The following is a 24,630-nucleotide window of genomic DNA, read 5'->3' as shown; positions in this document are numbered from 1 at the left end:
CTGTTATCGTGCACCAGACTGACTGACATCACTTGGCGACTCAAGACTGATTCGGCCCATTTTACCTGCCCGCAGCTCGCGCAATATGGTAAATGAAGCTTTCTCGAGATCTACACGTCCACCACTTATTAAAGCACCACGCTTGCGGCCAATTGCTTCCATAACCTCGATCATAGCATCAGTATCCTGTGGATCGTCCGGCAATTTGTCAATGCTGAACCGCTCCTGCAAGGAAGCACCATAATGTACGGTTAAATATCTGACCACATACAAGGCAATATCGGCGATATTGAGCAGTTCCTCTTTTATAGCTCCTGTGGCTGCAAGCCGCATACCGACCATTTGATCCTCAAATTTAGGCCATAAAATTCCGGGCGTATCCAGCAGCTCCATCTCAGAGCCAACCTTGATCCACTGCTGTCCCTTGGTCACTCCAGGGCGATCGCCGGTTGCCGCAATTTTTTTGCCAGCCAAACGATTGGTCAAAGTCGATTTACCTACGTTAGGAATACCGACAATCAATGCGCGAACCGGCCGCGGATTTATACCTTTACGAACCTGTGTGGCAATTTTGTCTCCAAAAAGCTCCTTACAGCGAATCATGATATCCTTCGTTTGATTGCCGTTTGCGGAATCCACAGGTAATGCCTGAAGTCCCTTGTCAGCAAAATAAGCTACCCACTCAGCTGTTACTGCTGGGTCTGCCAAATCATGCTTGTTCAACAGCACCAAACGTGGTTTGTTTTGCAATATTTCATCAATCATCGGGTTTCTGCTGGACATCGGAATACGTGCGTCCAACAGCTCAATCACGACATCAATCAGCTTCAGCTTCTCCTGAATCTGACGGCGAGCTCTTGTCATGTGACCTGGAAACCATTGAATCGTCATACGGTCACCTCAGCTTCTATACCAAGCCTGTATTCTTTATTAAAAATGAATCAGACTGATTTTATTAAACGGCCAGAAAATCAAATCGGCCCTTCCTACCACTTTCTCATATTCAATAAATCCGATATCACGGCTATCCGCACTGTTCGAGCGGTTGTCCCCCATGACGAAGATCGTACCGTCAGCAACCTTCTTTTCAGGAAAGTTCCTTGTATTATAAGGGACTCCTTTTTTGGCTGCGTCCTCCAAAGCTTTTTTCAAATAGGGCTCATCCAGCACCTGATTGTTGACGTACACTTTGTCGCCTTCTACTTTTACGGTTTCTCCAGGAAGCGCGATAACTCGTTTTATGTAATCTTTGTCTTTGGTTGCATGGAATACAATGACCTCTCCACGCTCGGGCTTCCGCATCGAATAAATAATTTTATTGACGATCAATCGTTCGCTCGTATAAAAATTCGGCTCCATGGACGGCCCTTCCACAATAAAAGGAGCAAAAATCAACCAGCGAATAATAAAGACGAGAGCCGCTGCGATCAAAAGCGCTTTAGCCCATTCCCAAGCTTCTTTTTTGAGTGGACTTGATTTTTCAATGGTATTTTCCTGCTCCATTAGAGACCTGCCTTCCCGATACTTCGTTCTGTAAAAAACGAAAAGGAGCTTGGTAAACAAGCCCCCGTTTGTTCTCTTCTTATCGAATCTCTTGAATTCTAGCCGCTTTACCACGAAGACCACGCAAGTAGTACAGCTTCGCACGACGAACTTTACCGCGACGAGCCACTTCAAGCTTATCAATCTTCGGGGAGTTAAGAGGGAACGTTCTTTCAACGCCTACACCGTAAGAAATCTTTCTTACAGTGAAAGTTTCGCTGATTCCACCACCGTGGCGTTTAATAACAACACCTTCAAATAGCTGAATACGCTCGCGAGTACCCTCGATAACTTTAACGTGAATCTTCACTGTATCGCCTGGACGAAACTTAGGCAGATCCTGGCGAATTTGATCCTTGGTAATCTCTTGAATTAAATTACTCATAATTTACTTCCTCCTTCCACACAGGTGTTCATTCCGCCTCTGATGTCGATACTTTGGTAGTTGTGCGTAGAGGACCACCGTAATCGGGCAATATTGCCACAACGTTATACATAATATCATACTTAATAGTGGATTACAACAGCCTTTTTAGTAGGACCTATGCATAGTATTCATCCAACTGCTATAGGCTCGAATCAGACTGATGGTTCTTCAGTTCCAGCTCTGCTAGCCAACGCTTCTCCTTCGGGGTCAAAGGGAAGCTGTCAAGCAGCTCAGGTCGTTTCATCCACGTTCGCAGGATCGCCTGCTCTCTGCGCCACTGCTCAATATTAGCATGATGTCCTGAAATCAGAATATCAGGCACCAGCCAATCGCGAAACTGCACAGGTCTTGTATAATGCGGATACTCCAGTAGTCCGGTACTAAAGGAATCCGTTACAGCTGAATTCTCGTTTCCAAGCACACCGGGCAGCAAACGCACGACACTATCAATTACAGCCATTGCAGGCAGCTCTCCGCCGGTTAACACATAATCTCCAATAGACAGCTCATCAGTAACCAAATACTCCCGTATCCGCTCATCATAGCCCTCATAATGTCCGCAAATGAAAATTAGATGCTGCTCCTGCGCTAATTCCTCAGCCTTTCGCTGCGAGTAAGGCTCACCTTGTGGACACATAAGGATAATTCGGGGCTTGGGTGCTTCTGTCTGAGCAGGATCCCATAACGACTCAACTGCAGAGAAGATCGGCTCTGCCTTTAAGACCATGCCGCCACCGCCGCCATATGGATAATCGTCAACCGTATTATGCTTATTATTGGCAAAATCACGAAAATTAACCGTATTCAAATCAACGATTCCTTTATCACGAGCCTTGCCCAATATACTGGCTGAGAACACACCTTCAAACATCGGTGGAAATAAGGTAAGCACATCTATTTTCATCAATCCAGCAAGCCTTCCAGTACATGAACCTTGATCAGCTTGTTATCAACGTCGACATCCAGTACCACATCATCGATGTAAGGCAGCAATACAGGCTTGCCGGATGGCCGATCCACCACCCATACATCGTTAGCTCCTGGTGATAGGATCTCGCTGATGGTTCCCAGCTCTTCACCTTCATCTGTTACCACGCGGCAGCCGATAATCTCGTGATAATAAAACTCATCCTCAGGCAGCTCGAGCATATACTTCTCTTCCACTTTCAGCAGCCAGCCCTTGTATTTCTCAACTTCATTGATGTGTTGAAACCCGTTAAATTTAACTATAAACATTTTTTTGTGCTCTCGAGCCGATGCAACCTTCACCGGAATCTGAACATTCGACTTGGGATCAACAAATACCAATTGGCTTCCTTTAGCAAAACGCTCATCAGCAAAATCCGTTTCCGGAAAAATCCGCAATTCTCCCAGAAGACCATGTGTATTGACTATTTTACCGATTGTATATAATTTATCGCTCATACCTTGGCCCCTCCGAAAATGAAGCATCAAATTGTTTAGGCTGTATCTTTATAAGAAAAAGAGCTAGGATTTCTCCTAACCCTCATGGTATCCATTAAGAAACAATTTCAACCGAAACTCGTTTACTTGTCTTGACTGCAGCCGAAGTCACTACGGTTCGAAGCGCCTTGGCAATACGTCCTTGCTTACCAATTACTTTCCCAACATCGTCAGGATGCACGGATAGCTCATACGTAATGCTGCGTTCGTCCTCTACCGCATTGACCAGAACATCATTGGGATGATCAACCAACGCCTTAGCGATAACGGTTATTAGATCCTGCATAACACCCTCCGAATCGGCAGATTACTTCTGCAGTTTGGACTCGTGAAACTTCTTCAGAATGCCCGCTTGACTGAAAAGACTGCGAACAGTATCAGAAGCTTGTGCACCGGTTTGAAGCCATTTCAACGCTTTTTCTTCATCAATGCTTACAGTTGCCGGTTTAGTAATCGGGTTGTAAGTACCAATTTCTTCGATAAAGCGACCATCACGCGGAGAACGGGAATCCGAAACTACGAGACGGTAAAAAGGAGCTTTATGAGCACCAATACGTTTTAGACGAATACGTGTTGCCATTTAAAAATCACCTCCTACATAGAATAAACAAGCTGAAACACTGCAGATATTAACCAAATGGAAACTTCATACCTTTGCCCATCTTGCCCTTTAAGCCTTTAAGCCCTTTGGGACCCTTAGGACCCATCATGCTGGAAAATTGCTTCATCATCTTGCGCATATCGTCAAATTGTTTGATAAAACGATTGACATCCTGCACCGAATTTCCGCTCCCTGCTGCCAATCGCTTGCGACGGCTTGGAGTCAGCATATCCGGATTTTGGCGTTCCTGCTTGGTCATCGATTTCACGATAGCCGCGACACGAGCCATTTGCTTATCATCAACCTTGATATCCTTGATACCCTTCATCTTGTTGGCACCTGGAAGCATATCCAGAATCTGATCAAGTGGACCCATCTTCTTGACTTGCTCCATTTGATCCAAAAAGTCATCAAAGGTAAATTCAGCGGTGCGCATTTTGCGCTCCATTTCCTTAGCCTTCTCTGCATCAATGCCTTCTTGTGCCTTCTCGATCAGCGTAAGCATATCACCCATACCAAGAATCCGCGAAGCCATTCTTTCTGGATGGAACGGCTCGAGCGCATCCATTTTCTCACCAACACCGACAAACTTGATCGGACATCCAGTTACGGATTTAACCGAGATAGCAGCTCCACCGCGCGTATCGCTGTCTAGCTTGGTAAGTACAACACCTGTTAGCGTCAATTGACTATGAAAGCTTTCTGCTACGTTAACAGATTCCTGACCGGTCATGGCATCAACAACCAATAGCGTCTCATCCGGCTTGACCGCATCAACAATCTGCTTTAGCTCGTCCATCAATGCTTCGTCTATGTGCAAACGGCCTGCAGTATCGATGATGAGATAATCATTACCGTGATCCTTGGCATGCTGCAGCGCATTTTTGGCGATTTCTACCGGACTGACCTGGTCACCCATAGTAAACACGGGTACCTTGATCTGCTCACCGAGCACTTGCAGCTGCTTGATCGCGGCTGGTCGATATATATCTCCGGCAGCGACCAACGGACGATGATTTTGCTGCAAAAGCATTTTAGCCAGCTTACCGGTTGCAGTCGTTTTACCAGCACCCTGCAAACCTACCATTAGAATAACGGTTGGAGGTCTGTTGGACCTGGCGAGCTTGCTCTGTGTACCACCCATAAGCTCGGTTAGTTCTTTATTAACGATGTCTACAACGACCATTGCAGGGGTAAAGCTTTCCAGCACTTCCTGACCAATCGCGCGTTCCTTGACCTTCGCAATAAATTCCTTGACCACTTTAAAATTGACATCCGCTTCAAGAAGCGCCAGACGAACCTCACGCAACGCCTCATTAACATCGTCTTCTGTTAGCTTTCCTTTACCTCTCAGCTTACTGAACACCTTCTGAAGCCGAGTCGCTAAACTTTCGAACGCCATACAAACATCACCTCTTGAGCGTTACTGTGAATCTTTGAATGAAGCCAATTTAACCTGTTATTCTATGCCTGACAACTGCTCGAGTACTGATCGCGCCTGCTCCTTGGTTTCGGAATGCCACATAAACATCAGAGCCTCGAGCTGCTGTATATATACTTTTCTTTGTTCGTGCTTGCTCAGCAACTGCAGCTTGGATTCGTATTCCTCCAGCATTAATTCAGCACGTTTAATGTGTTCGTAAACAGCCTGACGGCTGATTTGATACTCCGCTGAAATCTCACCAAGTGAGTAGTCATCATGAAAATAAAGCTTAACAAACATCTGTTGCTTCTCCGTCAGGAGCAGCTCGTAAAAATCAATTAACAGATTCATACGATTTGTTTTGGCGAGCATATTTTCTTCCATCATCATGCTAAGCCTCCGTTAAGGTAAAACCCTTTACAGTAACAACAGTACTTATCATACTGAAAACGGAATACGATGTCAAGTCTTTTTCCTTGTCACTGTATTTCTTCATTTTTGTCGCCAAAATGAATACAGGCTTTCCTAGCTGGCCGTATCCGTATCCTTGATCCAGTTGCTGAATAAGGCATGCACGAATTGATCCGAGTCAAACGGCTGCAAATCATCTATCTTTTCACCCAAACCGACGAATTTAACCGGCAGCTTCAGCTCTTGCCGAATCGCAACCACGATCCCGCCCTTGGCAGTACTATCCAGCTTCGTGAGCACAAGACCAGTTAAACCTGACTTCTCATCGAACATTTTGGCTTGACTTAAAGCATTTTGCCCTGTCGTTGCATCTAGTACAAGCAGAACCTCATGAGGAGCATCAGGAACCTCGCGGCTGATGACACGATAAATTTTGTTGAGCTCTTCCATCAAATTCACTTTGTTCTGCAGACGGCCTGCCGTATCACACAATAGCACATCGACACCACGACTTTTCGCTGCATGCAGTGCATCAAACATGACCGCTGCAGGGTCTGAGCCGGATTGCTGCTTGATCACTTCAACACCAGCACGCTGCCCCCAAACCTCCAGCTGCTCGATCGCTCCGGCACGGAAGGTATCTCCGGCAGCCAGCATCACCTTTTTGCCTTGCGATTTTAAAAGGTTAGCCATTTTGCCGATTGTCGTTGTTTTACCTACACCATTCACACCAACAAACAATATAACAGTCAGACCGGAACTAGCCATTTTCAAAGAGGAGTTTTCGTCACCCTTCAACAAGGCAATAATCATCTCCGACAAAATCGGCTGCAGCTCGCTTGGCTGTTCAATTTTTCGTTTACGCACCTCTGCGCGAAGACCCTCCACAAGCTTCATAACCGTATTGACACCAACATCGGCACCAATTAGAATTTCTTCCAATTCCTCATAGAAATCCTCATCAATCTTTTTACGACGGCTGAACAAATCCTCTACACGCTCGACAAACACATCACGTGTTTTGGTCAGACCTTCCTTGAACTTATTTGTCACTGCCTCCGCTTTAGAGGAAATACTTTCTTTTAGCTTCTTAAAAAAACTCATTCCAGTTGTGACCTCCTCTTGGGCTTTGGGTTCTAACTTGCAATAATCGCTTCATCCTCTTCCAGACGAACGGACACCAGCTTGGAGACGCCGCCTTCCTCCATAGTTACCCCATAGAGAACATCAGCTTCTTCCATCGTTCCTTTGCGATGTGTAACTACAATAAACTGTGTTTGCTGCGAGAACTCCCGCAAATATTCAGCAAAACGCGTCACATTCGCTTCATCCAAAGCTGCTTCTACCTCATCCAGCACACAGAACGGTACCGGTTTAACTCGAATGATAGAAAATAATAATGCAATTGCCGTCAATGCGCGCTCTCCACCGGATAATAGCTGCAGATTCTGCAATTTTTTCCCAGGCGGCTGTGCGACGATTTCAATTCCCGTACTCAGCAGATTATCGGGATCAGATAAAATCAAATCTGCGCGCCCACCTCCAAAAAGCTTGGCAAACACAATCACAAAATGGGTACGGATCGCATCAAAGGTGATCCTAAATCGTTTGGACATTTCCTCGTCCATTTCATGAATAACCTGGTAAAGTGTCGTTTTGGCATCCACCAAATCATTTTTTTGCTCACTTAGAAACTCATAGCGCTCGTTCACGCGTACAAACTCTTCTATCGCTCCAAGGTTTACTTCACCCAATATAGCAATTTCACGTTTGAGCTCCCTTACCTTGTTTTGCGTGCCCAGCACGTCTTCCGGTACTGGATAACGCTCCTTAGCCAATTCTATGCTTAGCTCGTAATCATCTGCAAGCTTTTTCAGCAGATTCTCAAGCTCTACATCTAGACGCGTCACACGAACCTCAGTTTGATGAAGCTGTTCCTGCGCTTGCCGCAGCTGATTGCGCTCCTCACGGGTCTTGTACTCTTCCTTCTCCAGCTTGCCCTGCCATTCTGCGCGTTCAGCACGTTTAAGATCCAATTGCTCGGAGCAATGCTGCTTTTTCAGAGACAGGCTATTAAGCTGTTCAATTTGAAGTATGGATTCCTTTTCAAGCCCTGTCATATCCTGATCCATCTGCTGCAAAATACTGCGGTTCAAGTCAAGCTCCGTGTGAAGCTCTGAAAGCTCTGTCCTGAAACGCTTTTCCTGATCCAGCAAGGATTGCTTCTCCTGGGTGAGTGAAGCCACCTTGATTTTCAGATCCGTAAGCTGTGTCTGCAGCTCTTCCTTCTCCAGTTCACCCGCTTTGCGTGCCGTCGCTGCCTCACGTATAGCCTGCTGAATCACAATTTCTTCTTCCAGAAGCTGCTCCAGCGATTGCTGTGCCGCTTCCCGCCGAGCCTGCAGCTCCCGCCGTTCCGTATCCATTGCGGTACCATCCTGATTATACAACGCAAGCTGATCGGCGACTTGTCTGGATTCCTGATCAAGCGGCAGAAGGCTGGCCCGAATTTGCTGCTCTTCAACCCGCAAATTTTCGCCTGTTTGACGCAATTGCTCCAAGGCTTGTGACTCTGATACAATTTCCTTACGCACCAGCTCTCCCCTGCTGCGCACCTGTTGGAGCTGCTTGCCAGACTCCTGAATTTCCTCGTCCATCTCTTCAATCTGCCGCTGACGGCCGAGGAGGCTTGAGGTTCGCTTCTGCTGGCTCCCGCCTGTCATCGAGCCACCTGGGTTGACGATATCCCCTTCCAGGGTGACCACACGGTAACGGTACTGGATCTTCGCGGCAATCCGGTTGGCCATGTCCAATTGACTGGAAATGATCACATTGCCAAGTAAACTGCCGACAATTTGACGATATTGTTCATCATATTGAACTAAATCTATACCAATCCCAACAAAGCCTTCCATCGATTCGATCGATCTTTTTTCGGATTCCTGAAGAGATCGTCCCCGAATAACATCTAAAGGTAAAAATGTAGCGCGTCCAAGCTGTCGCCGCTTTAGAAAAGCAATCGCTTCACGCGCGTTACCTTCACTATCGACCACTATATGCTGCAACGCGCCGCCAAGCGCTGTTTCCAATGCTGTCTCTACATGCGCAGGCACCTTCATCAGTTCGGCAACTGCTCCGCGAATACCACGAAGCTCATTGCGATCCTTCGCTTTTAATACTTCCTTGACCCCATGTATAAAACCGTCATAATCGTTTGCCATCTCACGCATCGTATCGCGTCTGGAGACTAAAGCATCCAGCTTCTGCTCCCATTTGCGAACGGCGTTATTGGCTTCCTCCGAGAGCTGCTGCTTCGTTTTCAAGCTCTGACTCAGATCGAGATATTGATTACGCATATCGTCGACTTTCTTTAAAGTAACCGCGAGGCGTTTCTCCAGCTCCTGCTTACGTGCTGTAATCGTATCGGCTTGTTCCTTCCACTTACGATGCTCGTCACCAAGCCTGTCCAGTCTTCGTGTCAACCCTTCGGTCTGCTGCTCGGTATAGCGGATTTCATTGCGTGCATTGGCCATCCGATTCAATGTTTCTAACAGATCGCTTTTCAATCGATCCTCGTCACCACTGCTTACCCCTCCAGCGACACCAAGCAGTCGGGTCTCCTCAGCCAACACCTTCGCCTGATATTGAATCAGCTCGTTTGATATGAGTGTGAGCTTATCTCTGAATTGGAGCAGCTCCGCTTCCTTCTCAACCATGCGCTGGCTTTGTTGGGCGGCCGTCTGTTTTAGCTGTGTCTGATTGCCTACATAATTTTTCTTGCGCTCTCTCAGTACTTCGCCTTGACCCTCACACTTTTCAAAATCCTCACTCAGCTGCAGCAGCTGCTCCTGAAGACGCTCAATATCCGTTTCTAACCGGCGCGTTTCCCAGCGGTGCTTTTCCAGATGAGCATCATGCTGACTCACAATCGTGGATAACCCTTCCTGTTCCTTCTTCAAGCGCTCCAGATTCTTGTTGGTATCGGTCCAGGCTATGTAGATTTGCTCGATCTGATATACATACATGGAAATTTCGCTGCTTTTCAGCTGTTCCCTTAGCTCCTTATAACGGATCGCCTTCTCTGATTGCTTGCGAAGTGGTTCAATCTGATCCTCAAGCTCCGATACCAAGTCGTGAATACGCAGCAAATTTTGCTCAGTTTCCTGCAGTTTTTTTTCTGTTTCCCGTTTGCGCGATTTGTATTTGACAATACCCGATGCTTCTTCAAAAATCCCGCGTCGGTCTTCAGACTTGGTGCTTAAAATTTCTTCAATACGTCCCTGTCCAATGATCGAATACGCTTCTTTTCCAATCCCTGTATCCATGAACAGCTCGGTGATATCTTTAAGCCGACAAGGCTGTTTATTTATTAAGTACTCACTGTCGCCGTTGCGGTGCACCCGACGGGTCACCGTGACCTCATTAAAATCAAGCGAAAGCGATTGACTTGTATTATCAAGTGTTAAGGAAACCTCACCAAAGTTAACTGCTTTGCGGTTATCGCTCCCGGCGAAAATAATATCTTCCATTTTGCCGCCGCGTAAGCTTTTGGCGCTCTGTTCTCCCAGTACCCAACGAATCCCGTCGGATATATTGCTTTTGCCGCTGCCGTTCGGCCCTACTACCGCTGTAATTCCCTGGACAAATTCAAGCTCTGTCCTGTCGGCAAACGATTTAAATCCGGTCAGTTCAATACGTTTTAAAAACATCGTCTCACCTCTACGTTATTGTACCATACAATTCCTATTCATAGAATCGTAGAAGAACCCTTGGCACCCCATAGAAAAATGCATCGGCAGCAGCCTCTCAGCTGCCCGATGCATTCGTCAAAAACCTCTGGTTGTGTTACCAAAATCAACTTTCAACGCTTCCAAAGCCTGGGCTGCGGCCTGCTGTTCAGCTTCCTTCTTGGACCGACCGGCACCTTGCCCCAAAAGCCTGTCGTTGATTTGAACCTGGGCCACAAATTCCCGCTCGTGCGCAGGTCCGCGCTCATCGATAATTTTGTATTCCAACGTGCCCAAGCTGTGCTGTTGTGTGTACTCTTGTAAATTGGTTTTGAAATCTACGGTCAGCAGCTTGCCCTGATTCGGAATATTCGGAAAAAGATGCTTGCGTAAAAACGTATTGACAACCTCAAGACCTTGATCCAGATAAAGAGCACCAACAAACGATTCAAACACGTCTGCCAGTAAAGCAGGCCTTGTTCTGCCACCTGTCAATTCCTCACCTTTGCCCAAAAGTACATAGGATCCAAAATCCAGCTGTTCGGCAAAGCTTACCAATGAAGGCTCACAAACAATTGATGCTCTTAGCTTCGTCAGTTCTCCCTCAGGCCGCTGTGGATACATTTCGAATAAATACTCAGAGACGGTTAATTCAAGCACAGCATCGCCCAAAAATTCCAACCGCTCGTTATCCTTATGATTACCTATACGGTGCTCGTTCACATAGGAAGAGTGTGTAAACGCCTGCCTTAACAGCTCTGGTTTGCGAAACGATATGTCCAACGCGGTTTGCAGCTGTTTCAGGTTTCGATGCATATCCTCACCACCTACTTCGAACATCCGTTTATGGTTCATTTTCATGATTATCCAACATCATGAATATATTTATTGTTCAAACTTCTTCAAAATAATCGTGGCATTATGTCCACCAAAGCCAAATGAATTGGACATTACAATGTTGAGGTCCGCTTTTCTTGGTGTATTCGGCACATAATCCAAATCACATAATGGATCCTGGTTGTCCAAATTAGCCGTTGGCGGAATCATCCCGTTCTTCAAGGCAAGTCCACAGATTAAAGCCTCGACACCGCCTGCTGCACCCAGCAAGTGGCCCGTCATTGATTTGGTTGAACTAACAGCCAGCTTGTAAGCGTGATCGCCAAAAGCCTTCTTAATAGCTGTTGTTTCGGAACGATCACCAACTGGAGTAGACGTACCGTGTGCATTGATGTAATCGATCTGCTCCGGCGTAATCCCAGCATCCTTAATCGCTTTCACCATACATCGAGCAGCGCCATCAGGATCAGGATCAGTCATATGATGAGCGTCACCGCTCATTCCATAACCTAGCACTTCAGCATAGATTTGAGCACCACGTTTGGTCGCATGCTCCAGAGATTCCAGAATAAGAATGCCAGAACCCTCACCCATAACAAATCCATCGCGATCTATATCAAACGGTCGGCTAGCATGGGTTGGATCATCGTTGCGGGTTGACATGGCGCGCAGCGCGCTAAAGCCTGCGACTCCTGTAGGAGTAATCGTCGCCTCGGCACCGCCGCAAATCATAACATCCGCGTCCCCGCGTTGAATCATTTTAAAGGAATCACCTATGGAATGCGTTCCTGTTGCACAAGCAGTTACCGCTGTGCTGTTAGGTCCTTTGGCTCCGGTCATCATTGAAATTTGGCCAGAAGCCATATTCGCAATCATCATCGGAATAAAGAACGGACTTACACGCTTGGGGCCTTTTTCCAGCAAAATCTTGAACTGCTCTTCCCAGGTTGATAAGCCGCCAATGCCTGACCCGACATATACACCAACACGCTCCGGATCTGTATCTTCCTTGACGTTAAGCTTCGCATCCCGCAAAGCCAATAAACTCGCAACCACTGCGAACTGTACAAATCGGTCCATACGGCGTGCTTCTTTTTTGTCAAAAAACGGCTCGTAGTTGAAATTTTTGATTTCGGCAGCGATATGTGTTGGATACTCGGATACATCAAACAATTCAATCTGACCAACACCTGATTTGCCTTCGAGTAAATTTCCCCAAAAAGTTTCCAGATCTTGTCCAAGGGATGTCATGACACCCATACCCGTTATAACAACTCTTTGATTCATTGTAACCCACCTCTATCTGAAATAACAATATCGTTATGTATGATAAGTCATATTCTGGTCATGTATACATCAGCCGTTTCAGTGAGCGGCTTGAAAGGAGATAAGTCCCGCCAAATAATTAAACGGGACTTACAGTCAATTAAGTATGAGATTTTATGTACTCAACTACTTGACCTACCGTAGTAATTGTTTCTGCATCTTCGTCAGAAATCTCCAAATCGAATTCATCTTCAAGCTCCATTACTAATTCTACGACATCTAAAGAATCAGCGCCTAAATCATCTTTAAAAGATGCTTCGAGGGTAACTTCGGCCTCTTCAACACCAAGACGATCGATGACGATACGTTTTACGCGTTCCAAAACATCGGACATCCGGTTCACCTCCTCCATGGTATTATACTGGACTTATGGACAAATTGCCATAGCTAGCGCAAGCTCCACCTTAAAAAAACCAAATCCTTGTTTGTTAACCGTTTCTGAGCTATTCTGCCAAGCCTACATATACATGCCGCCATCAATATGAATGGTCTGGCCTGTCATATAGGCTGCATCGTCAGAAGCCAGAAAACGAACGGCTTTGGCTATATCGTCCGGTTTCCCAAGACGAGCCAAAGGGATTTGCTGCAGCAGTCCTGCAACCGTATCCTCTGAGAGCTTATCGGTCATATCCGTCTCAATAAAACCTGGTGCTACCGCGTTAACGGTAATACCACGGGATGACAGCTCCTTCGCGCTGGCCTTGGTCATGCCAATTACACCTGCCTTGGCGGCGACATAATTGATCTGACCTGGATTGCCAAGCACACCAACCACGGATGAAATGTTGATGATACGACCTGAACGCTGCTTCATCATCGGACGTGTGGCTGCTTTGATACAGTTGAACACGCCCTTTAAGTTGATTGCAATCACCTGATCGAACTCATCTTCTTTCATACGCATAATCAAGTTATCTCTGGTGATTCCTGCATTATTAACCAGAATGTCAAGCTGACCAAACGTTCCCAGTACCTGCTTGAACATGTCATCTACCTCTTGGGCTGAGCTTACATCGGCCTTAACCTTAAAAGCTTTGCGACCCATAGCTTCAATCAAGCTGACAACCTCAGCTGCAGACGCCTCACTTCCAGCATAATTAACTGCAACGTCAGCTCCAGCCTCAGCCAGTGACAAGGCAATCGCCCGGCCAATACCGCGTGAAGCTCCGGTTACGAGTGCCGTTTTACCTGTTAGCATGATGGTAATTCCTCTCCTAAAAGTTCTCTGTAGGAAAACTTACTTGATATTCAGTATTTCTAAGCTTCTGTAGAAAGTTGGATTTTTGTCCAGTCGTGCACTATGGAAGCAGTTCTATCGTTTCCTTGCTGTTGATCCCGATAACTTTTACAGAGCGGTCGATTTTCTTAATCAAGCCGGCCAACACAGTGCCAGAGCCGATTTCTACAAAGGTATCGACTCCTTGTTCAATCAGCCATACCACCGAGTCTTCCCAAAGTACGGAGGAATGAACCTGATCAACCAACAAGGCACGGATCTCACTTGGCTCCGTAACCGGTAGCGCGGTTACATTGGCCACGACTGGTACGCTGGCATTGTTCATGGAAACAGCTGACAATACAGCTGACAGCCGCTCAGACGCCGGCTTCATCAGTGAGGAATGAAAAGGCCCACTGACCTCCAAAGGAATGACACGTTTGGCGCCGATTTCTTTACCTCGTTCCACTAGGGCCTGTACCCCTGTTACACTGCCTGACACCACGATTTGTCCAGGACAATTCAGGTTTGCCAGTTCTACAACGCCAATCTCATTGGAGATGATTTGACACAATTGCTGTAGTGCCTCACGTTCCGCTCCAAGCACTGCCGCCATTGCTCCTTGCCCGCTGGGTACAGCTGCTTCCATAAATTCACCACGCGCACGAACCGTACGCACAGCATCCTCAAAGCTAAGTACTCCTGCAGCAACAAGTGCTGAATATTCACCCAGACTGTGACCGGCTACAAAATCCGGCTGTAAGCCCTTGGCCTTGAGAACCTCCAGATAGGCAATACTCGTGGTCAGCAGTGCGGGTTGTGTGTTATAGGTTAATTTCAATTCGGCTTCGGGTCCTTCAAAAATGATCGAAGACAAGGAATACCCTAAAGCTGAGTCCGCACTTTTAAATATGCGTGCAGCAGCCTCATCTGTTTCAAAAATATCCTTGCCCATTCCAACAGCCTGGGCACCCTGTCCCGGGAAAACAAATGCGATTTTACCCATGTTAGATTCTCCTTAAAGTTTTCGTAGAAAACTGACTTTTTAAGCATTCACTGAGTTTTCATAGAAAACAGAATTACGGAACGGAGCTTACCAAATGACTACAGAAGCCCCCCAAGTCAAACCGCCACCGAAGCCGACCATAACCAGGCAATCGCCTTCATTTAATCTTCCTTGTTCAACAGCTTCAGCTAATGCGATTGGAATAGAAGCAGCAGATACGTTGCCATACTTGTGAAGATTGATCATACATTTATCCTCACTAAGCTCAAGTCGATTCAACGCTGACTGAACAATCCGAATATTCGCTTGGTGGGGTACGAGCAAATCAATATCACTTTTCTGCATGTCGGCCTTGCGTAAGGCTTCCTCGGCAGCGTTACCCATAATACGCACAGCGAATTTAAAAACTTCACTTCCTGCCATATATATAAAATGCTGCTTAGCCTCAATACTTTGTGCGGAAGAAGGACAACGTGAACCACCACCGGCTACCTTCAACAATTCTCCACCGGATCCATCAGCACCCAGCTCAAAGGATTTGAAGCCTCGCCCTTCCGGTACCACACCGATGACTACAGCTCCTGCTCCATCTCCAAACAATATGCATGTATTACGGTCAGTGTAGTCCGTAATTTTAGATAAACATTCTGCACCCACAACCAAGGCATATTGATACATGCCTGTAGCAATAAAATTAGAAGCATTCGCTAATCCATATATAAAGCCTGAGCATGCCGCCGACAGATCATAGGCTGCAGCTTTCTTCGCACTGAGCTTATTTTGTAAAATACAGGCTGTCGATGGAAATGCCATATCTGGCGTTATCGTTGCCACTACAATTAAATCCAGCTGTTCGGCACTAATTCCTGCCATTTCCAGCGCCCTGAGAGACGCTTCGTAAGCCAAATCGGAAGAAGCCTGTTCGGGACTCACGATTCTTCGTTCACGAATACCCGTCCTGGATACGATCCATTCATCATTGGTCTCGACCATATGTTCTAATTCTTGATTCGTCAAAACACGATCAGGCACATATTTACCAGACCCAATGATGCCAACCGGTCGTAAGCTCATAATAGTAACAACTCTCTTCCGTTTACTTATTTCCGTTATTTATTTCCGATTTTATAGTTGCAAGCACATCGCTCTGGATCGAAATACGAGCCTGACGAATCGCATTTTTGATCGCCGTAGCATTCGATGAGCCATGACTTTTCAATACCATCCCATTAATCCCAAGCAACGGGGCAGCACCATACTCGGTATAGTCGAGCTGACGCCTAAATTTCGTTAATCCCGGCTTTAAAACAGCTGCTGCCAGCTTGGTCAGCAAATTTCGGGTGAACTCGGTTCTCAAGGCTGTAAAAATCGTTGCCGCCGCACCTTCAAGTGATTTCAACATAATGTTGCCGGCAAAGCCATCACATACGAGTACATCACAAGGACCTGATAGCAAATCACGCGATTCCACATTCCCGACAAAATGAATAGGCGCTTCCTTGAGCAATGGATACGCAGCCTTTGTCAGTTCATTACCTTTGAGTGCTTCCGTACCTACATTCAATAAACCTACTCTCGGACTTACAACACCATGCACTTTTTTTCTGTATATACTACCCATAATTGCATATTGAACCAATTGCTCCGGAGATGCGTCCATATTGGCTCCCATATCGAGAGCTACCATGCCTTTGCCATCCATGGAAGGAATCGTCAAGGTCAGGGCCGGACGATCAATCCCTTCAATTCGACCTACTATCAATAAACCTGTAGTCATCAATGCTCCTGTATTACCTGCCGAGATCATAGCATCCGCCGTGCGCTCCTGCACCATTCGACCTGCTATGACCATGGAGGCGTCTTTCTTCCGTCGAACAGCCTTGACAGGCTCGTCATCGGCTTCGATCACTTCAGAGGCATGAACAATTTCCAAATTGCTTGGTTGATCGCCAGCCTGACGAACAAGCGGTTCAATCCGGGCCTTGTCTCCGATCAAAATGACCGTCGTATCCTTCCATTCCCGTACCGCTTCCAGCGCCCCGGCCACCACTACATCGGGGGCATGGTCTCCACCCATTGCATCAATCGCTATCCGCACCAGGCTCCCCTCCCTCTGAACGATCCTTTGTTGAATGATAAATAATAAAGTTACCTTGAAACACAATCTCATCACCAACGTAAGTAAACACTTCAACCTTGGCTTTACCTTTGGTGATTGAACGCACATAAGCTTTGGCTATGCACTTCTCCTCCAGCTTAACAGGCCGCACAAATCGAATATCCGCTGCAGCCGTCAATGCGATCTGATCATTAATCAAGGCAACCGCCAACGAATTGGCTTGAGAAAAAATATGATGCCCGCGGGCAATCTTCGTTCTCGAAAAAACATGCTCGTCCTTAATTTCAAACATCGATATGCCGCTTTTGTCGAGCTGCAAATCAATCACATCACCGATGACCTCATGCAGCGGCAATGACCGAACCTGGTCATAGGAAAGCTCCGCCATGAGCTTGATCCGCTCTCGCAGCTCCGGAATGCCAAGCTCCAACCGATCCAAGCGAATGGTTTGGATACTGACCTGAAAAACTCGCATTAGCTCTTCGTCCGTAATAAAAGGATTGTCCTCAATTGCTCCGGTCAACTGCTGCTGACGCTGACGTTTAGGAAGGCGTTCGATACCAAACACCGCCTTTATCTATGATCTGAATTTCCACGATTTCTAGCTTGATATGTACACCATTCATACTCATTAGATCTTATGACCAAGTAATAAGAGATAGTATAATGGATTGTTTACGAAAAGGGAAGAGCAAAAAAATAGCACTTCACCAAAGGATGAAGTACTATCTTTTCATTGTGATTAGAGAACTATTGCTTGATAACTTCTCTGCTCTTGTACGAACCGCAAACTTTGCAAACGCGGTGAGACAATTTCAATTCACCACAACTGTCACATTTAACCATGCCTGGTACTACTAATTTAAAGTGAGTACGGCGCTTATCGCGACGAGTTTTGGACGTTCTTCTTTGTGGTACTGCCATATTCCCCACCTCCTTCAACGAAATCAACCTAAATTGTTACAATTCACTTTATTCTTTGAAAAAATCAGCGAGTCCGGCAAGTCTGGGGTCGATACTAGTCCGGTTGCAGTTGCAAGCCTGTACATTACGATCCACTCCACAAACAGGACACAAGCCAAGGCATTCTTCATCGCATAAAGGGACATACGGTAAAGCCAACATTACATTTTCGATCAAATAGGGCAGCAATTCTATCTTGTCGTCCTTAACGTAATGAGTCTCCTCATCCTCGTCATCAGACTCCGATTCATCTGCAGCTCGGGCGAACGTTTCATGAAAAGGAATTACCAGCTTTTGCTTTACCGGATTCAAGCAGCGGGAGCAAGGCTGTTCCACGTCAATACTCAATTGTCCCGTCACTTCAGCAACCTCATCTTGATGCAGCGCTTTGAGGCTAACATGGAGCGGACTCGCATCGAGTATATCATTGCTTTCCTTCAAAGCATCGGACAGATCAACTGTTTCATCAAAATGTACCGCGTCGGCTTTCTGCGCCAACTCTTTTAAACGAATGAACACAATAATCACCCCAAACAAACAAAGATTATTATATCGATAATACCTGTATTTTGTCAACATTTTCAGGACGTGTTATAGTAAAATAATTCTAAAGGAGTCGGTGACATGAAAACAACAGGTCTTATTGTCGAGTACAATCCCTTACATAACGGACACGAATATCACTTTCTTGAATCCAAAAGAGTCTCCGGTGCCGAGGGGACAATCGCTGTCATGAGCGGTCAATTTCTGCAGCGCGGCGAGCCTGCGATGGTAGGCAAATGGGCAAGGGCCGAAATGGCACTTCGAATGGGCGTTGATCTCGTCCTGGAGCTTCCGGTAGCTTATTCGACGCAGCCTGCGGAATGGTTCGCATACGGAGCCGTGTCTGCACTCCATGCAACTGGAGTCGTCGATAGTCTTTGCTTCGGCAGTGAGAGCGGTGAAATCCACTGGCTGCAGACTGTAGCCGATGCTATGTGTGACGAACCAGAAGCATTTCAAAGCGCACTTCAGGACGAATTAAAAACAGGCCTTCCTTACCCTGCCGCCTACAGCAGAGCCATTGCCCGTCATCTGCCTGAAGTGGACCCGTCCGAGCTGGCCAAGCCCAACAACACACTCGGGCTGCATTATTTGATCGCGCTTCAACGGTTGAACAGCGGCATCAAGCCATTGACGATTACCAGGCAAAAATCCGGTTACAATCAAACTGAAATTACAGATCAATCCATAGCAAGCGCGACAGCCCTTCGTCGGATACTGTTTGAACAGGGTAAGCTTGAAGAGCTTGTTTCCTTCGTGCCCTCTGGCACTATGAAGGTGCTGCAGCGCGAAACAGCTGTTGGCCGGGCGCCTATCGAATGGGAGCACTATGCAAAGCCGCTTCTACTCCAACTCCTGCATAACAACGCCCCGCAGCTTGCAGAGCTCCATGAAGTAACCGAAGGGCTGGAGCATCGTATAAAGCATGTGCTGCCCCAGCTCTCCTTATCTGGAGAATCGGGACGCATTGTCGAGCAGCTCATCGGACTGCTCAAAACCAAACGCTATACGCGTACCAAGCTCCAGCGAATGCTGGTGCGCATCCTGCTCAATCAGACAAAAACACAGCTATCACCCTCCGTGCTTCGCCAAGGTGTACCTTATTTGCGCGTGCTGGGCTTTAGCCCGGCTGGCAGGCACTTGCTTAAACAAATGAAGCATGTCTCTAAGGTGCCCATTATTACGAATGTGAATACGGCTTCATCAGAAGCCTACCCGCTATTGCATATGGACGTACAGGCTACCTCCGTATACGCACTTGGTTATCATGCTGCAACTGAACATGATTTGTTTCGCGACTATTATGAGCCGCCTGTACAATTAAGTCAATCGGATAAGTGAGTATAGGGTCCTAGCTGGCTTTGGCCGGCTGGGATGCTGCTGCTTTAGGTGGCAATGTACTCAAATAATTCATCGCATCATCAAGCGTAGCAACAGGAATTACTTTCATTCGTGAATGAATTTCCTCAGCCCGCTTAACCGCATCCGAATAATTTGGAATATTTCCCGTTGCTGCAGATACTTCATCCTTGGGAGCAAAAAAGATGTCCGCCCCAGCTTTATCGGCTGCAATGATTTTATGCTGAATACCCCCGATTACGCCCACTGCACCCTTTTCATTAATAGTACCTGTACCTGCAATCGTATACCCCTTCGTGATATCCTCCGGCAGCAGGCGATTAATTATTTCCATTGAGAACATAAATCCTGCTGAAGGCCCGCCGATTTCCCCAGCTTTAATGGTGACCTGCTTGGATTCATCATCTGTTTTTATGGTTTGCACTGTGGCCGGGACAATTCCTAGGCCCGGACGTCGTTCCTCTGGTTTAGTCGCAGACGCTCCCTCGTCGGCCGGAAGTGCCGCGAGCTTGATCTGGGCTACTCTCGTTACTTGTTTCCTTTTGTAAGAAACCGCAACAGTGTCACCGGCCTTTTTGCTTTGCAGCAGCTTCTGCAGCTCCTGGCTTTGTTCAATGGGCGTATCGTCCACCTTCACAATGAAATCTCCAGCTTGAAGCACCTCGTTAGCCGGATAATTTTTGAAAACCTGCACGACAACTACACCATCGTTCATAATTTTATAAGGAATACCGAGCTTGTGATAGGCAGCTTGAAGAGCACTGGACTGCGAGGACAGCATGTTGACCTCCTGCCGCTGTGAGTACTCCTGTTCAGTCTCATCCTTGCGCAGCAGCTCCTTCTTCATACGCAGCTCATCATAAGGCCGAACAAACGTCATCAAATAACTGAAAATAGTCGCATCCGAAACGCGTACGGTTGTAAGCATAAACACTCCCTTATCCGGCTCGCCCGCCTCTTTGGCTTGAACCATGGGATGAATGACCTCGGCAGTTCCAGCCGAGAAAATAAACATCGGCAGCGGCATCAAGTACACAACATATACAATGACAATGGCAATAAATACTGAAACAACTATTCTAGAAATACGTTTACTTGGTCTCATGTCTTGCATAATGGATTCCCCCTGGGCCGAGTATGCTTGTTCGAATCGTCACTTCCCGGCATCTCATCAGGTTTGACCTGCTTGGTCTAAACCATACGGAAAACGCGTAAACATGTACCATCCTGTGTTCCGGAGTGAGGCCGATGTTTACCGCGAAACGCTTGACAACTCTTTTGCTGGGATGTCTGGCAATGCTGTTGGTTTTTTGTATGATTGTGTTTCCTGACCGCATATTTCAAGCTTCCTTGCAGGGCTTATCCATCTGGTGGAAGCTGGTATTTCCAGCTTTGCTGCCTTTTCTAATTATAACGGAAATCCTCCGTGGGCTGGGCTTTCTACATGCACTCGGCACCTTGCTTGAGCCGCTGCTTCGTTACCTGTTTCGCCTTCCAGGCGCAGGTGGCTGGCCCCTTTCTATAGGACTCACAGCAGGCGCCCCCTCTGCAGCGATCGCTATAGGGGAGTTAAGGCGCAATAAGCTGGTAACGAGAGGTGAGGCTGAGCGACTGCTTTCCTTAAGTCACGTAGCAAGCCCCATGATGCTTGTCACCGTGATTGGGGTCGGTTTTATGAACAATGCCAAACTAGGCATGGCGCTGGCTCTGCTTCATTACGGGGCTGTACTGGTTATGGGACTTCTAGAGCGATTGAAGCGAGCAAGCGCGGCTGATGAGGAGCCTGTGGTTGCAGCGAACCGTCTCTCTAGCCGCTCTGTCCATTCGACAAACAGCATTGTAAGTAAGAGTATAACCGCATTAAGAACCGCCCATGCCGACGACGGACGAACTTTCGGTAAGCTGCTTGGTGATTCAGTAACTCACGCTATCCAGCAATTAATGGTCATCGGCGGAGTTATGATCATCTTCTCCGTGCTTGCACAGGTAATTTCCATCAGCTCAATAACCGAATATGTGGCAACAGTTCTTGCAAAAAGAGACTGGCTTCCTTTACATGAGGCAACCTTGCTAATAAACGCCTTGTTGTCTGGTGTACTCGAAATCCATTTAGGCGCATTCGCTATGGGCCAGAACAACTTGCTTGCTGGCAACTGGCAGTACGCTATACTGAGTGCATTACTTGGATGGGGAGGATTATCCGCACACGCGCAGGTAAAAAGCTTTACCCTGTCGACAGATATCCGTTATCCGGTATTTCTGCGCTCGCGATTGCTGCATGCCGCTATCTCTTTTATTTTGACAGCTGCGCTCTGGAACCCGCTAAATCAATGGCTGTCAGGAATTGCATCCCCTGTATTTTTATCGCATCCAATGCTTACCCAAGCGGTTCAATCCGGTCAGACTGACGTTCGTTTGATTCATGGCAGTCAAGCTTTTGATGTTTGGATGCTTATGAGTCCGATTATGATGTGGCTCGCTATTGTGTTGCTGTTATTGCTGCTGCTGTCTGTTATTATCGCATTTATTGTACAATCCATGGGACGAAGCGCAACGAACAACAAGCGGTAAGTCATTTGCTCATTGCCTTTTCATACTTGGCACGCATAGCCTTATCAACCACATCTGGGACCAAATCGACGACAGGGCCATGGAAACGCGCGATTTCCTTTACAATACTAGAGCTCAGATAGGAATATTTGGGCGTAGATGTCATAAAAAAGGTTTCAATGTTTTCGTCCAGCTTCTGATTCGTTGATGCCATTTGGAGCTCGTATTCAAAATCGGAAACCGCACGCAATCCGCGAACAATCAGATGTGCATTTTTTTGCTTCATATAATTAACAAGAAGGTCACGAAAGCTGTCGATCTCCACATTGGGAACATCACTGGTGACCTCTCTCAGCATCTCTACACGCTCTTCTACTGTAAATAGCGGGTTTTTACTCGAATTGTTCAATACGGCAACCACTAATTTATCAAAAACCTTGGCAGAACGGCGAATAATATCCAAATGACCGTTCGTCACCGGATCAAAGCTGCCTGGGTATACCGCAATCTTGACTCCAAAATGTTCAATGCTCATTCTGTATTGACCTCCTTCTGAAATAGAATATTACTCAGCTGCATCCGCGTCATTATTTTTATAAATGGTTATAGCCGTATCACCGTATTCAGCGCGCCGAATCCATTGTAAACGTCCAATTGTATCCTGATATGTATCCTCAATATCATGTTCCACAACGATCGTAGCTAGTGGATTCAACAAATTGTGCTGATCCAGTTGTTCTAGCAGCTCTTGTACGAGCTTAATCCGATAGGGCGGATCCAAAAATACAAGATCAAATCTTTCTTCACGCTTCACTAGAGCTTTCATCGCGCGACGCGCGTCGGTACAGTAAATAGCTGCCTGCTCTATAAAGCCGGTTGCTTGCAAATTTTGTTTTATTATGTCGATACTTTTTTTATCTATATCCGTGAGGACTGCATGCTCCATGCCTCGGCTGAGCGCCTCAATGCTTAAACCGCCCGTTCCTGCGAATAAATCGAGTACCTGTCCCCCTTCAAAATAAGGACCGATCATGCTAAAAATCGCCTCCTTAACCTTATCGGTCGTTGGACGCGTCCCTGTACCGGGCACAGATTTCAACTGTCTGCCCTTTGCACTGCCTGAAATTACTCTCATGTAAATCCACCTTCTGCTCAATAGTGATCCTATCGTACCATAAACGGAAACTTTTGCACAAAATTTTGTTACTTTATGTATATTTGTTTCTTTAGCTGTGAATACTTGGATTATCGGCATCCGAAATGTCGTAGACAACCGCGGAGAAGACTTACGTTCCCCATAAGCTCTTCATCCGGTTTCTCCTCTCCCATTGTTTAGGACCCTGCGAAGGGTCCTAAATTTTTGTTGTTAACATTTAGACTGCACATGCTGCTTCTCAATAAGAATCGATTAGTACAAAAAGGTAGTGCTAATAATAACTAAAAGTATAAACAAGACCAGAATAGCACCAGTGGAAGTAAATCTGCGTTCAGCAATTTCACCCAATGTCAGCACCTCCTTTCCATCCAAATCATAAAGTTATGAAACATAATCATAGTATGAAATAAATGAATATAAAGTTTGGGCTTCATTTAAGGCGTTTTACTCCATTTGGTCGTAAGTTGGTATATTTTTCAAAAATATTAATTGAGCAGGTATGATCAATGATGTAAGCACTTGCATATAAATATAATGTGCCCCAATATGGTCGCATTAAATTTATTGGAGGTGTACGATGAAAACAAGAAATGTATTAACTGCCCTATTCGGCTTTTGGTTTGTGATCTCCCCATGGGTTCTTGGCCTAACTATCCACCCTGTCATTGTTTGGACTTCTCTTTGTTTAGGCATGCTGCAGTTGTGTGCTTCCCTGTTAGCTCTTAAGAAGTCAAAGCTAAATATTTTAGAAAATTGGTTAACGTTACTTACTGGACTATGGTTCGCCATTTTTTCAATAAATTTCACATTAAGCTTCAGCCAAACCTGGAGTGTAGGATTACTAGGTATATTAACCGTAGCGCTAGTTTTGTGGAATATGGATACCACATTATAATTTTGTAAACGTTCTCAACCATCTACAAATTTTTAACACAAAACCAGTTAATATTTTACAATTGG

General features: G+C 46.3%; 28 protein-coding genes. 3 read left to right on the top strand and 25 right to left on the bottom strand.

Features of this window, described 5'->3' with window-relative positions; genetic code table 11:
• Positions 1–3: 3 nt before the first annotated feature.
• The 21 genes from ylqF to LRL21_RS19670 all read right to left on the bottom strand — a co-directional run bounded on the left by ylqF (position 4) and on the right by LRL21_RS19670 (position 18,581).
• Positions 4–891 carry a ribosome biogenesis GTPase YlqF gene (gene ylqF, locus LRL21_RS19770; protein ID WP_240417517.1) on the bottom strand — a complete coding sequence of 296 codons (888 nt, stop codon included), beginning with the start codon at positions 889–891 and terminating at the stop codon, positions 4–6.
• 39 nt (positions 892–930) lie between these two features.
• Positions 931–1,503, bottom strand: coding sequence for a signal peptidase I (gene lepB, locus LRL21_RS19765; protein ID WP_240417516.1), 573 nt, complete (start codon positions 1,501–1,503; stop codon positions 931–933).
• Between the two features lie 79 nt (positions 1,504–1,582).
• Positions 1,583–1,927: a 50S ribosomal protein L19 gene (gene rplS, locus LRL21_RS19760; RefSeq protein WP_076232696.1), complete on the bottom strand. Its 345-nt coding sequence runs from the start codon at positions 1,925–1,927 to the stop codon at positions 1,583–1,585.
• Between the two features lie 181 nt (positions 1,928–2,108).
• Positions 2,109–2,873: a tRNA (guanosine(37)-N1)-methyltransferase TrmD gene (trmD, locus tag LRL21_RS19755; RefSeq protein ID WP_240417630.1), complete on the bottom strand. Its 765-nt coding sequence runs from the start codon at positions 2,871–2,873 to the stop codon at positions 2,109–2,111.
• A complete protein-coding gene (gene rimM, locus LRL21_RS19750) occupies positions 2,873–3,394 on the bottom strand; it encodes a ribosome maturation factor RimM (RefSeq protein ID WP_240417515.1) in 522 nt (173 codons plus the stop codon). The genes trmD and rimM overlap by 1 nt, the downstream gene beginning before the upstream one ends.
• Positions 3,395–3,488: 94 nt before the next feature.
• Positions 3,489–3,719, bottom strand: coding sequence for a KH domain-containing protein (locus LRL21_RS19745; protein ID WP_076232689.1), 231 nt, complete (start codon positions 3,717–3,719; stop codon positions 3,489–3,491).
• 21 nt (positions 3,720–3,740) lie between these two features.
• Entirely contained in the window at positions 3,741–4,013 is a 273-nt protein-coding gene (gene rpsP / locus LRL21_RS19740) for a 30S ribosomal protein S16 (protein WP_240417514.1), read from the bottom strand.
• Positions 4,014–4,062: 49 nt separating this feature from the next.
• A complete protein-coding gene (ffh, locus tag LRL21_RS19735) occupies positions 4,063–5,436 on the bottom strand; it encodes a signal recognition particle protein (protein ID WP_240417513.1) in 1,374 nt (457 codons plus the stop codon).
• A gap of 57 nt (positions 5,437–5,493) precedes the next feature.
• Complete coding sequence (locus LRL21_RS19730) at positions 5,494–5,844, bottom strand: putative DNA-binding protein (RefSeq protein ID WP_240417629.1); 351 nt, start codon at positions 5,842–5,844, stop codon at positions 5,494–5,496.
• 138 nt (positions 5,845–5,982) lie between these two features.
• Entirely contained in the window at positions 5,983–6,972 is a 990-nt protein-coding gene (gene ftsY / locus LRL21_RS19725) for a signal recognition particle-docking protein FtsY (RefSeq protein WP_240417512.1), read from the bottom strand.
• 32 nt (positions 6,973–7,004) lie between these two features.
• Positions 7,005–10,577, bottom strand: a complete 3,573-nt coding sequence (gene smc / locus LRL21_RS19720; protein ID WP_240417511.1) for a chromosome segregation protein SMC — start codon at positions 10,575–10,577, stop codon at positions 7,005–7,007.
• Between the two features lie 117 nt (positions 10,578–10,694).
• Positions 10,695–11,411 (bottom strand): ribonuclease III, encoded by a 717-nt coding sequence (gene rnc / locus LRL21_RS19715; protein WP_240417510.1) that lies wholly within the window; start codon positions 11,409–11,411, stop codon positions 10,695–10,697.
• A gap of 69 nt (positions 11,412–11,480) precedes the next feature.
• On the bottom strand, positions 11,481–12,719 hold the full coding sequence (gene fabF / locus LRL21_RS19710; RefSeq protein ID WP_240417509.1) for a beta-ketoacyl-ACP synthase II: 1,239 nt from the start codon (positions 12,717–12,719) through the stop codon (positions 11,481–11,483).
• Between the two features lie 139 nt (positions 12,720–12,858).
• Entirely contained in the window at positions 12,859–13,092 is a 234-nt protein-coding gene (locus LRL21_RS19705) for an acyl carrier protein (RefSeq protein ID WP_076232675.1), read from the bottom strand.
• Positions 13,093–13,215: 123 nt separating this feature from the next.
• Entirely contained in the window at positions 13,216–13,956 is a 741-nt protein-coding gene (gene fabG / locus LRL21_RS19700) for a 3-oxoacyl-[acyl-carrier-protein] reductase (protein ID WP_240417508.1), read from the bottom strand.
• A 100-nt stretch (positions 13,957–14,056) separates the two neighbouring features.
• Positions 14,057–14,980 (bottom strand): ACP S-malonyltransferase, encoded by a 924-nt coding sequence (gene fabD, locus LRL21_RS19695; protein ID WP_240417507.1) that lies wholly within the window; start codon positions 14,978–14,980, stop codon positions 14,057–14,059.
• Positions 14,981–15,067: 87 nt separating this feature from the next.
• Positions 15,068–16,054 (bottom strand): beta-ketoacyl-ACP synthase III, encoded by a 987-nt coding sequence (locus LRL21_RS19690; protein ID WP_240417506.1) that lies wholly within the window; start codon positions 16,052–16,054, stop codon positions 15,068–15,070.
• 22 nt (positions 16,055–16,076) lie between these two features.
• Positions 16,077–17,078: a phosphate acyltransferase PlsX gene (gene plsX / locus LRL21_RS19685; RefSeq protein WP_240417505.1), complete on the bottom strand. Its 1,002-nt coding sequence runs from the start codon at positions 17,076–17,078 to the stop codon at positions 16,077–16,079.
• Positions 17,062–17,667: a transcription factor FapR gene (gene fapR / locus LRL21_RS19680; RefSeq protein ID WP_144026495.1), complete on the bottom strand. Its 606-nt coding sequence runs from the start codon at positions 17,665–17,667 to the stop codon at positions 17,062–17,064. The genes plsX and fapR overlap by 17 nt, the downstream gene beginning before the upstream one ends.
• Positions 17,668–17,849: 182 nt before the next feature.
• On the bottom strand, positions 17,850–18,023 hold the full coding sequence (rpmF, locus tag LRL21_RS19675) for a 50S ribosomal protein L32 (RefSeq protein WP_076232660.1): 174 nt from the start codon (positions 18,021–18,023) through the stop codon (positions 17,850–17,852).
• Between the two features lie 48 nt (positions 18,024–18,071).
• Entirely contained in the window at positions 18,072–18,581 is a 510-nt protein-coding gene (locus LRL21_RS19670) for a YceD family protein (protein ID WP_240417504.1), read from the bottom strand.
• 105 nt (positions 18,582–18,686) lie between these two features.
• Between LRL21_RS19670 and LRL21_RS19665 the strand changes: the two genes are divergently transcribed.
• Positions 18,687–19,946 (top strand): nucleotidyltransferase, encoded by a 1,260-nt coding sequence (locus LRL21_RS19665; protein WP_240417503.1) that lies wholly within the window; start codon positions 18,687–18,689, stop codon positions 19,944–19,946.
• A 10-nt stretch (positions 19,947–19,956) separates the two neighbouring features.
• On the opposite strand, the gene LRL21_RS19660 is transcribed toward LRL21_RS19665, so the two are convergent.
• Entirely contained in the window at positions 19,957–21,078 is a 1,122-nt protein-coding gene (locus tag LRL21_RS19660) for a SepM family pheromone-processing serine protease (protein WP_240417502.1), read from the bottom strand.
• A gap of 134 nt (positions 21,079–21,212) precedes the next feature.
• On the opposite strand from LRL21_RS19660, the gene LRL21_RS19655 reads away from it, so the two are divergent.
• On the top strand, positions 21,213–22,535 hold the full coding sequence (locus LRL21_RS19655) for a nucleoside recognition domain-containing protein (RefSeq protein ID WP_240417501.1): 1,323 nt from the start codon (positions 21,213–21,215) through the stop codon (positions 22,533–22,535).
• Between the two features lies 1 nt (position 22,536).
• On the opposite strand, the gene coaD is transcribed toward LRL21_RS19655, so the two are convergent.
• The 3 genes from coaD to LRL21_RS19640 form a co-directional block, all read right to left on the bottom strand.
• Positions 22,537–23,049: a pantetheine-phosphate adenylyltransferase gene (gene coaD / locus LRL21_RS19650; RefSeq protein WP_240417500.1), complete on the bottom strand. Its 513-nt coding sequence runs from the start codon at positions 23,047–23,049 to the stop codon at positions 22,537–22,539.
• A 30-nt stretch (positions 23,050–23,079) separates the two neighbouring features.
• On the bottom strand, positions 23,080–23,649 hold the full coding sequence (gene rsmD / locus LRL21_RS19645; RefSeq protein ID WP_240417499.1) for a 16S rRNA (guanine(966)-N(2))-methyltransferase RsmD: 570 nt from the start codon (positions 23,647–23,649) through the stop codon (positions 23,080–23,082).
• Positions 23,650–23,922: 273 nt separating this feature from the next.
• Entirely contained in the window at positions 23,923–24,024 is a 102-nt protein-coding gene (locus LRL21_RS19640; RefSeq protein WP_420832466.1) for a YjcZ family sporulation protein, read from the bottom strand.
• A 223-nt stretch (positions 24,025–24,247) separates the two neighbouring features.
• Between LRL21_RS19640 and LRL21_RS19635 the strand changes: the two genes are divergently transcribed.
• Entirely contained in the window at positions 24,248–24,565 is a 318-nt protein-coding gene (locus LRL21_RS19635) for an SPW repeat domain-containing protein (RefSeq protein ID WP_240417497.1), read from the top strand.
• The last annotated feature ends 65 nt before the right edge of the window (positions 24,566–24,630 follow it).

The sequence above is a fragment of the Paenibacillus periandrae genome, from assembly GCF_022458865.1.
GTDB lineage: Bacteria > Bacillota > Bacilli > Paenibacillales > NBRC-103111 > Paenibacillus_S > Paenibacillus_S periandrae.
This window is presented reverse-complemented; position numbering and strand designations above follow the sequence as displayed.

Excerpts from the sequence above, each read along its gene's own strand:
- ylqF (WP_240417517.1), bottom strand. The coding sequence starts at position 891 with ATGACGATTCAATGGTTTCCAGGTCACATGACAAGAGCTCGCCGTCAG.
- lepB (WP_240417516.1), bottom strand. The coding sequence starts at position 1,503 with ATGGAGCAGGAAAATACCATTGAAAAATCAAGTCCACTCAAAAAAGAA.
- rplS (WP_076232696.1), bottom strand. The coding sequence starts at position 1,927 with ATGAGTAATTTAATTCAAGAGATTACCAAGGATCAAATTCGCCAGGAT.
- trmD (WP_240417630.1), bottom strand. The coding sequence starts at position 2,873 with ATGAAAATAGATGTGCTTACCTTATTTCCACCGATGTTTGAAGGTGTG.
- rimM (WP_240417515.1), bottom strand. The coding sequence starts at position 3,394 with ATGAGCGATAAATTATATACAATCGGTAAAATAGTCAATACACATGGT.
- LRL21_RS19745 (WP_076232689.1), bottom strand. The coding sequence starts at position 3,719 with ATGCAGGATCTAATAACCGTTATCGCTAAGGCGTTGGTTGATCATCCC.
- rpsP (WP_240417514.1), bottom strand. The coding sequence starts at position 4,013 with ATGGCAACACGTATTCGTCTAAAACGTATTGGTGCTCATAAAGCTCCT.
- ffh (WP_240417513.1), bottom strand. The coding sequence starts at position 5,436 with ATGGCGTTCGAAAGTTTAGCGACTCGGCTTCAGAAGGTGTTCAGTAAG.
- LRL21_RS19730 (WP_240417629.1), bottom strand. The coding sequence starts at position 5,844 with ATGATGGAAGAAAATATGCTCGCCAAAACAAATCGTATGAATCTGTTA.
- ftsY (WP_240417512.1), bottom strand. The coding sequence starts at position 6,972 with ATGAGTTTTTTTAAGAAGCTAAAAGAAAGTATTTCCTCTAAAGCGGAG.
- smc (WP_240417511.1), bottom strand. The coding sequence starts at position 10,577 with ATGTTTTTAAAACGTATTGAACTGACCGGATTTAAATCGTTTGCCGAC.
- rnc (WP_240417510.1), bottom strand. The coding sequence starts at position 11,411 with ATGCATCGAAACCTGAAACAGCTGCAAACCGCGTTGGACATATCGTTT.
- fabF (WP_240417509.1), bottom strand. The coding sequence starts at position 12,719 with ATGAATCAAAGAGTTGTTATAACGGGTATGGGTGTCATGACATCCCTT.
- LRL21_RS19705 (WP_076232675.1), bottom strand. The coding sequence starts at position 13,092 with ATGTCCGATGTTTTGGAACGCGTAAAACGTATCGTCATCGATCGTCTT.
- fabG (WP_240417508.1), bottom strand. The coding sequence starts at position 13,956 with ATGCTAACAGGTAAAACGGCACTCGTAACCGGAGCTTCACGCGGTATT.
- fabD (WP_240417507.1), bottom strand. The coding sequence starts at position 14,980 with ATGGGTAAAATCGCATTTGTTTTCCCGGGACAGGGTGCCCAGGCTGTT.
- LRL21_RS19690 (WP_240417506.1), bottom strand. The coding sequence starts at position 16,054 with ATGAGCTTACGACCGGTTGGCATCATTGGGTCTGGTAAATATGTGCCT.
- rpmF (WP_076232660.1), bottom strand. The coding sequence starts at position 18,023 with ATGGCAGTACCACAAAGAAGAACGTCCAAAACTCGTCGCGATAAGCGC.
- LRL21_RS19665 (WP_240417503.1), top strand. The coding sequence starts at position 18,687 with ATGAAAACAACAGGTCTTATTGTCGAGTACAATCCCTTACATAACGGA.
- LRL21_RS19660 (WP_240417502.1), bottom strand. The coding sequence starts at position 21,078 with ATGCAAGACATGAGACCAAGTAAACGTATTTCTAGAATAGTTGTTTCA.
- LRL21_RS19655 (WP_240417501.1), top strand. The coding sequence starts at position 21,213 with ATGTTTACCGCGAAACGCTTGACAACTCTTTTGCTGGGATGTCTGGCA.
- coaD (WP_240417500.1), bottom strand. The coding sequence starts at position 23,049 with ATGAGCATTGAACATTTTGGAGTCAAGATTGCGGTATACCCAGGCAGC.
- rsmD (WP_240417499.1), bottom strand. The coding sequence starts at position 23,649 with ATGAGAGTAATTTCAGGCAGTGCAAAGGGCAGACAGTTGAAATCTGTG.
- LRL21_RS19635 (WP_240417497.1), top strand. The coding sequence starts at position 24,248 with ATGAAAACAAGAAATGTATTAACTGCCCTATTCGGCTTTTGGTTTGTG.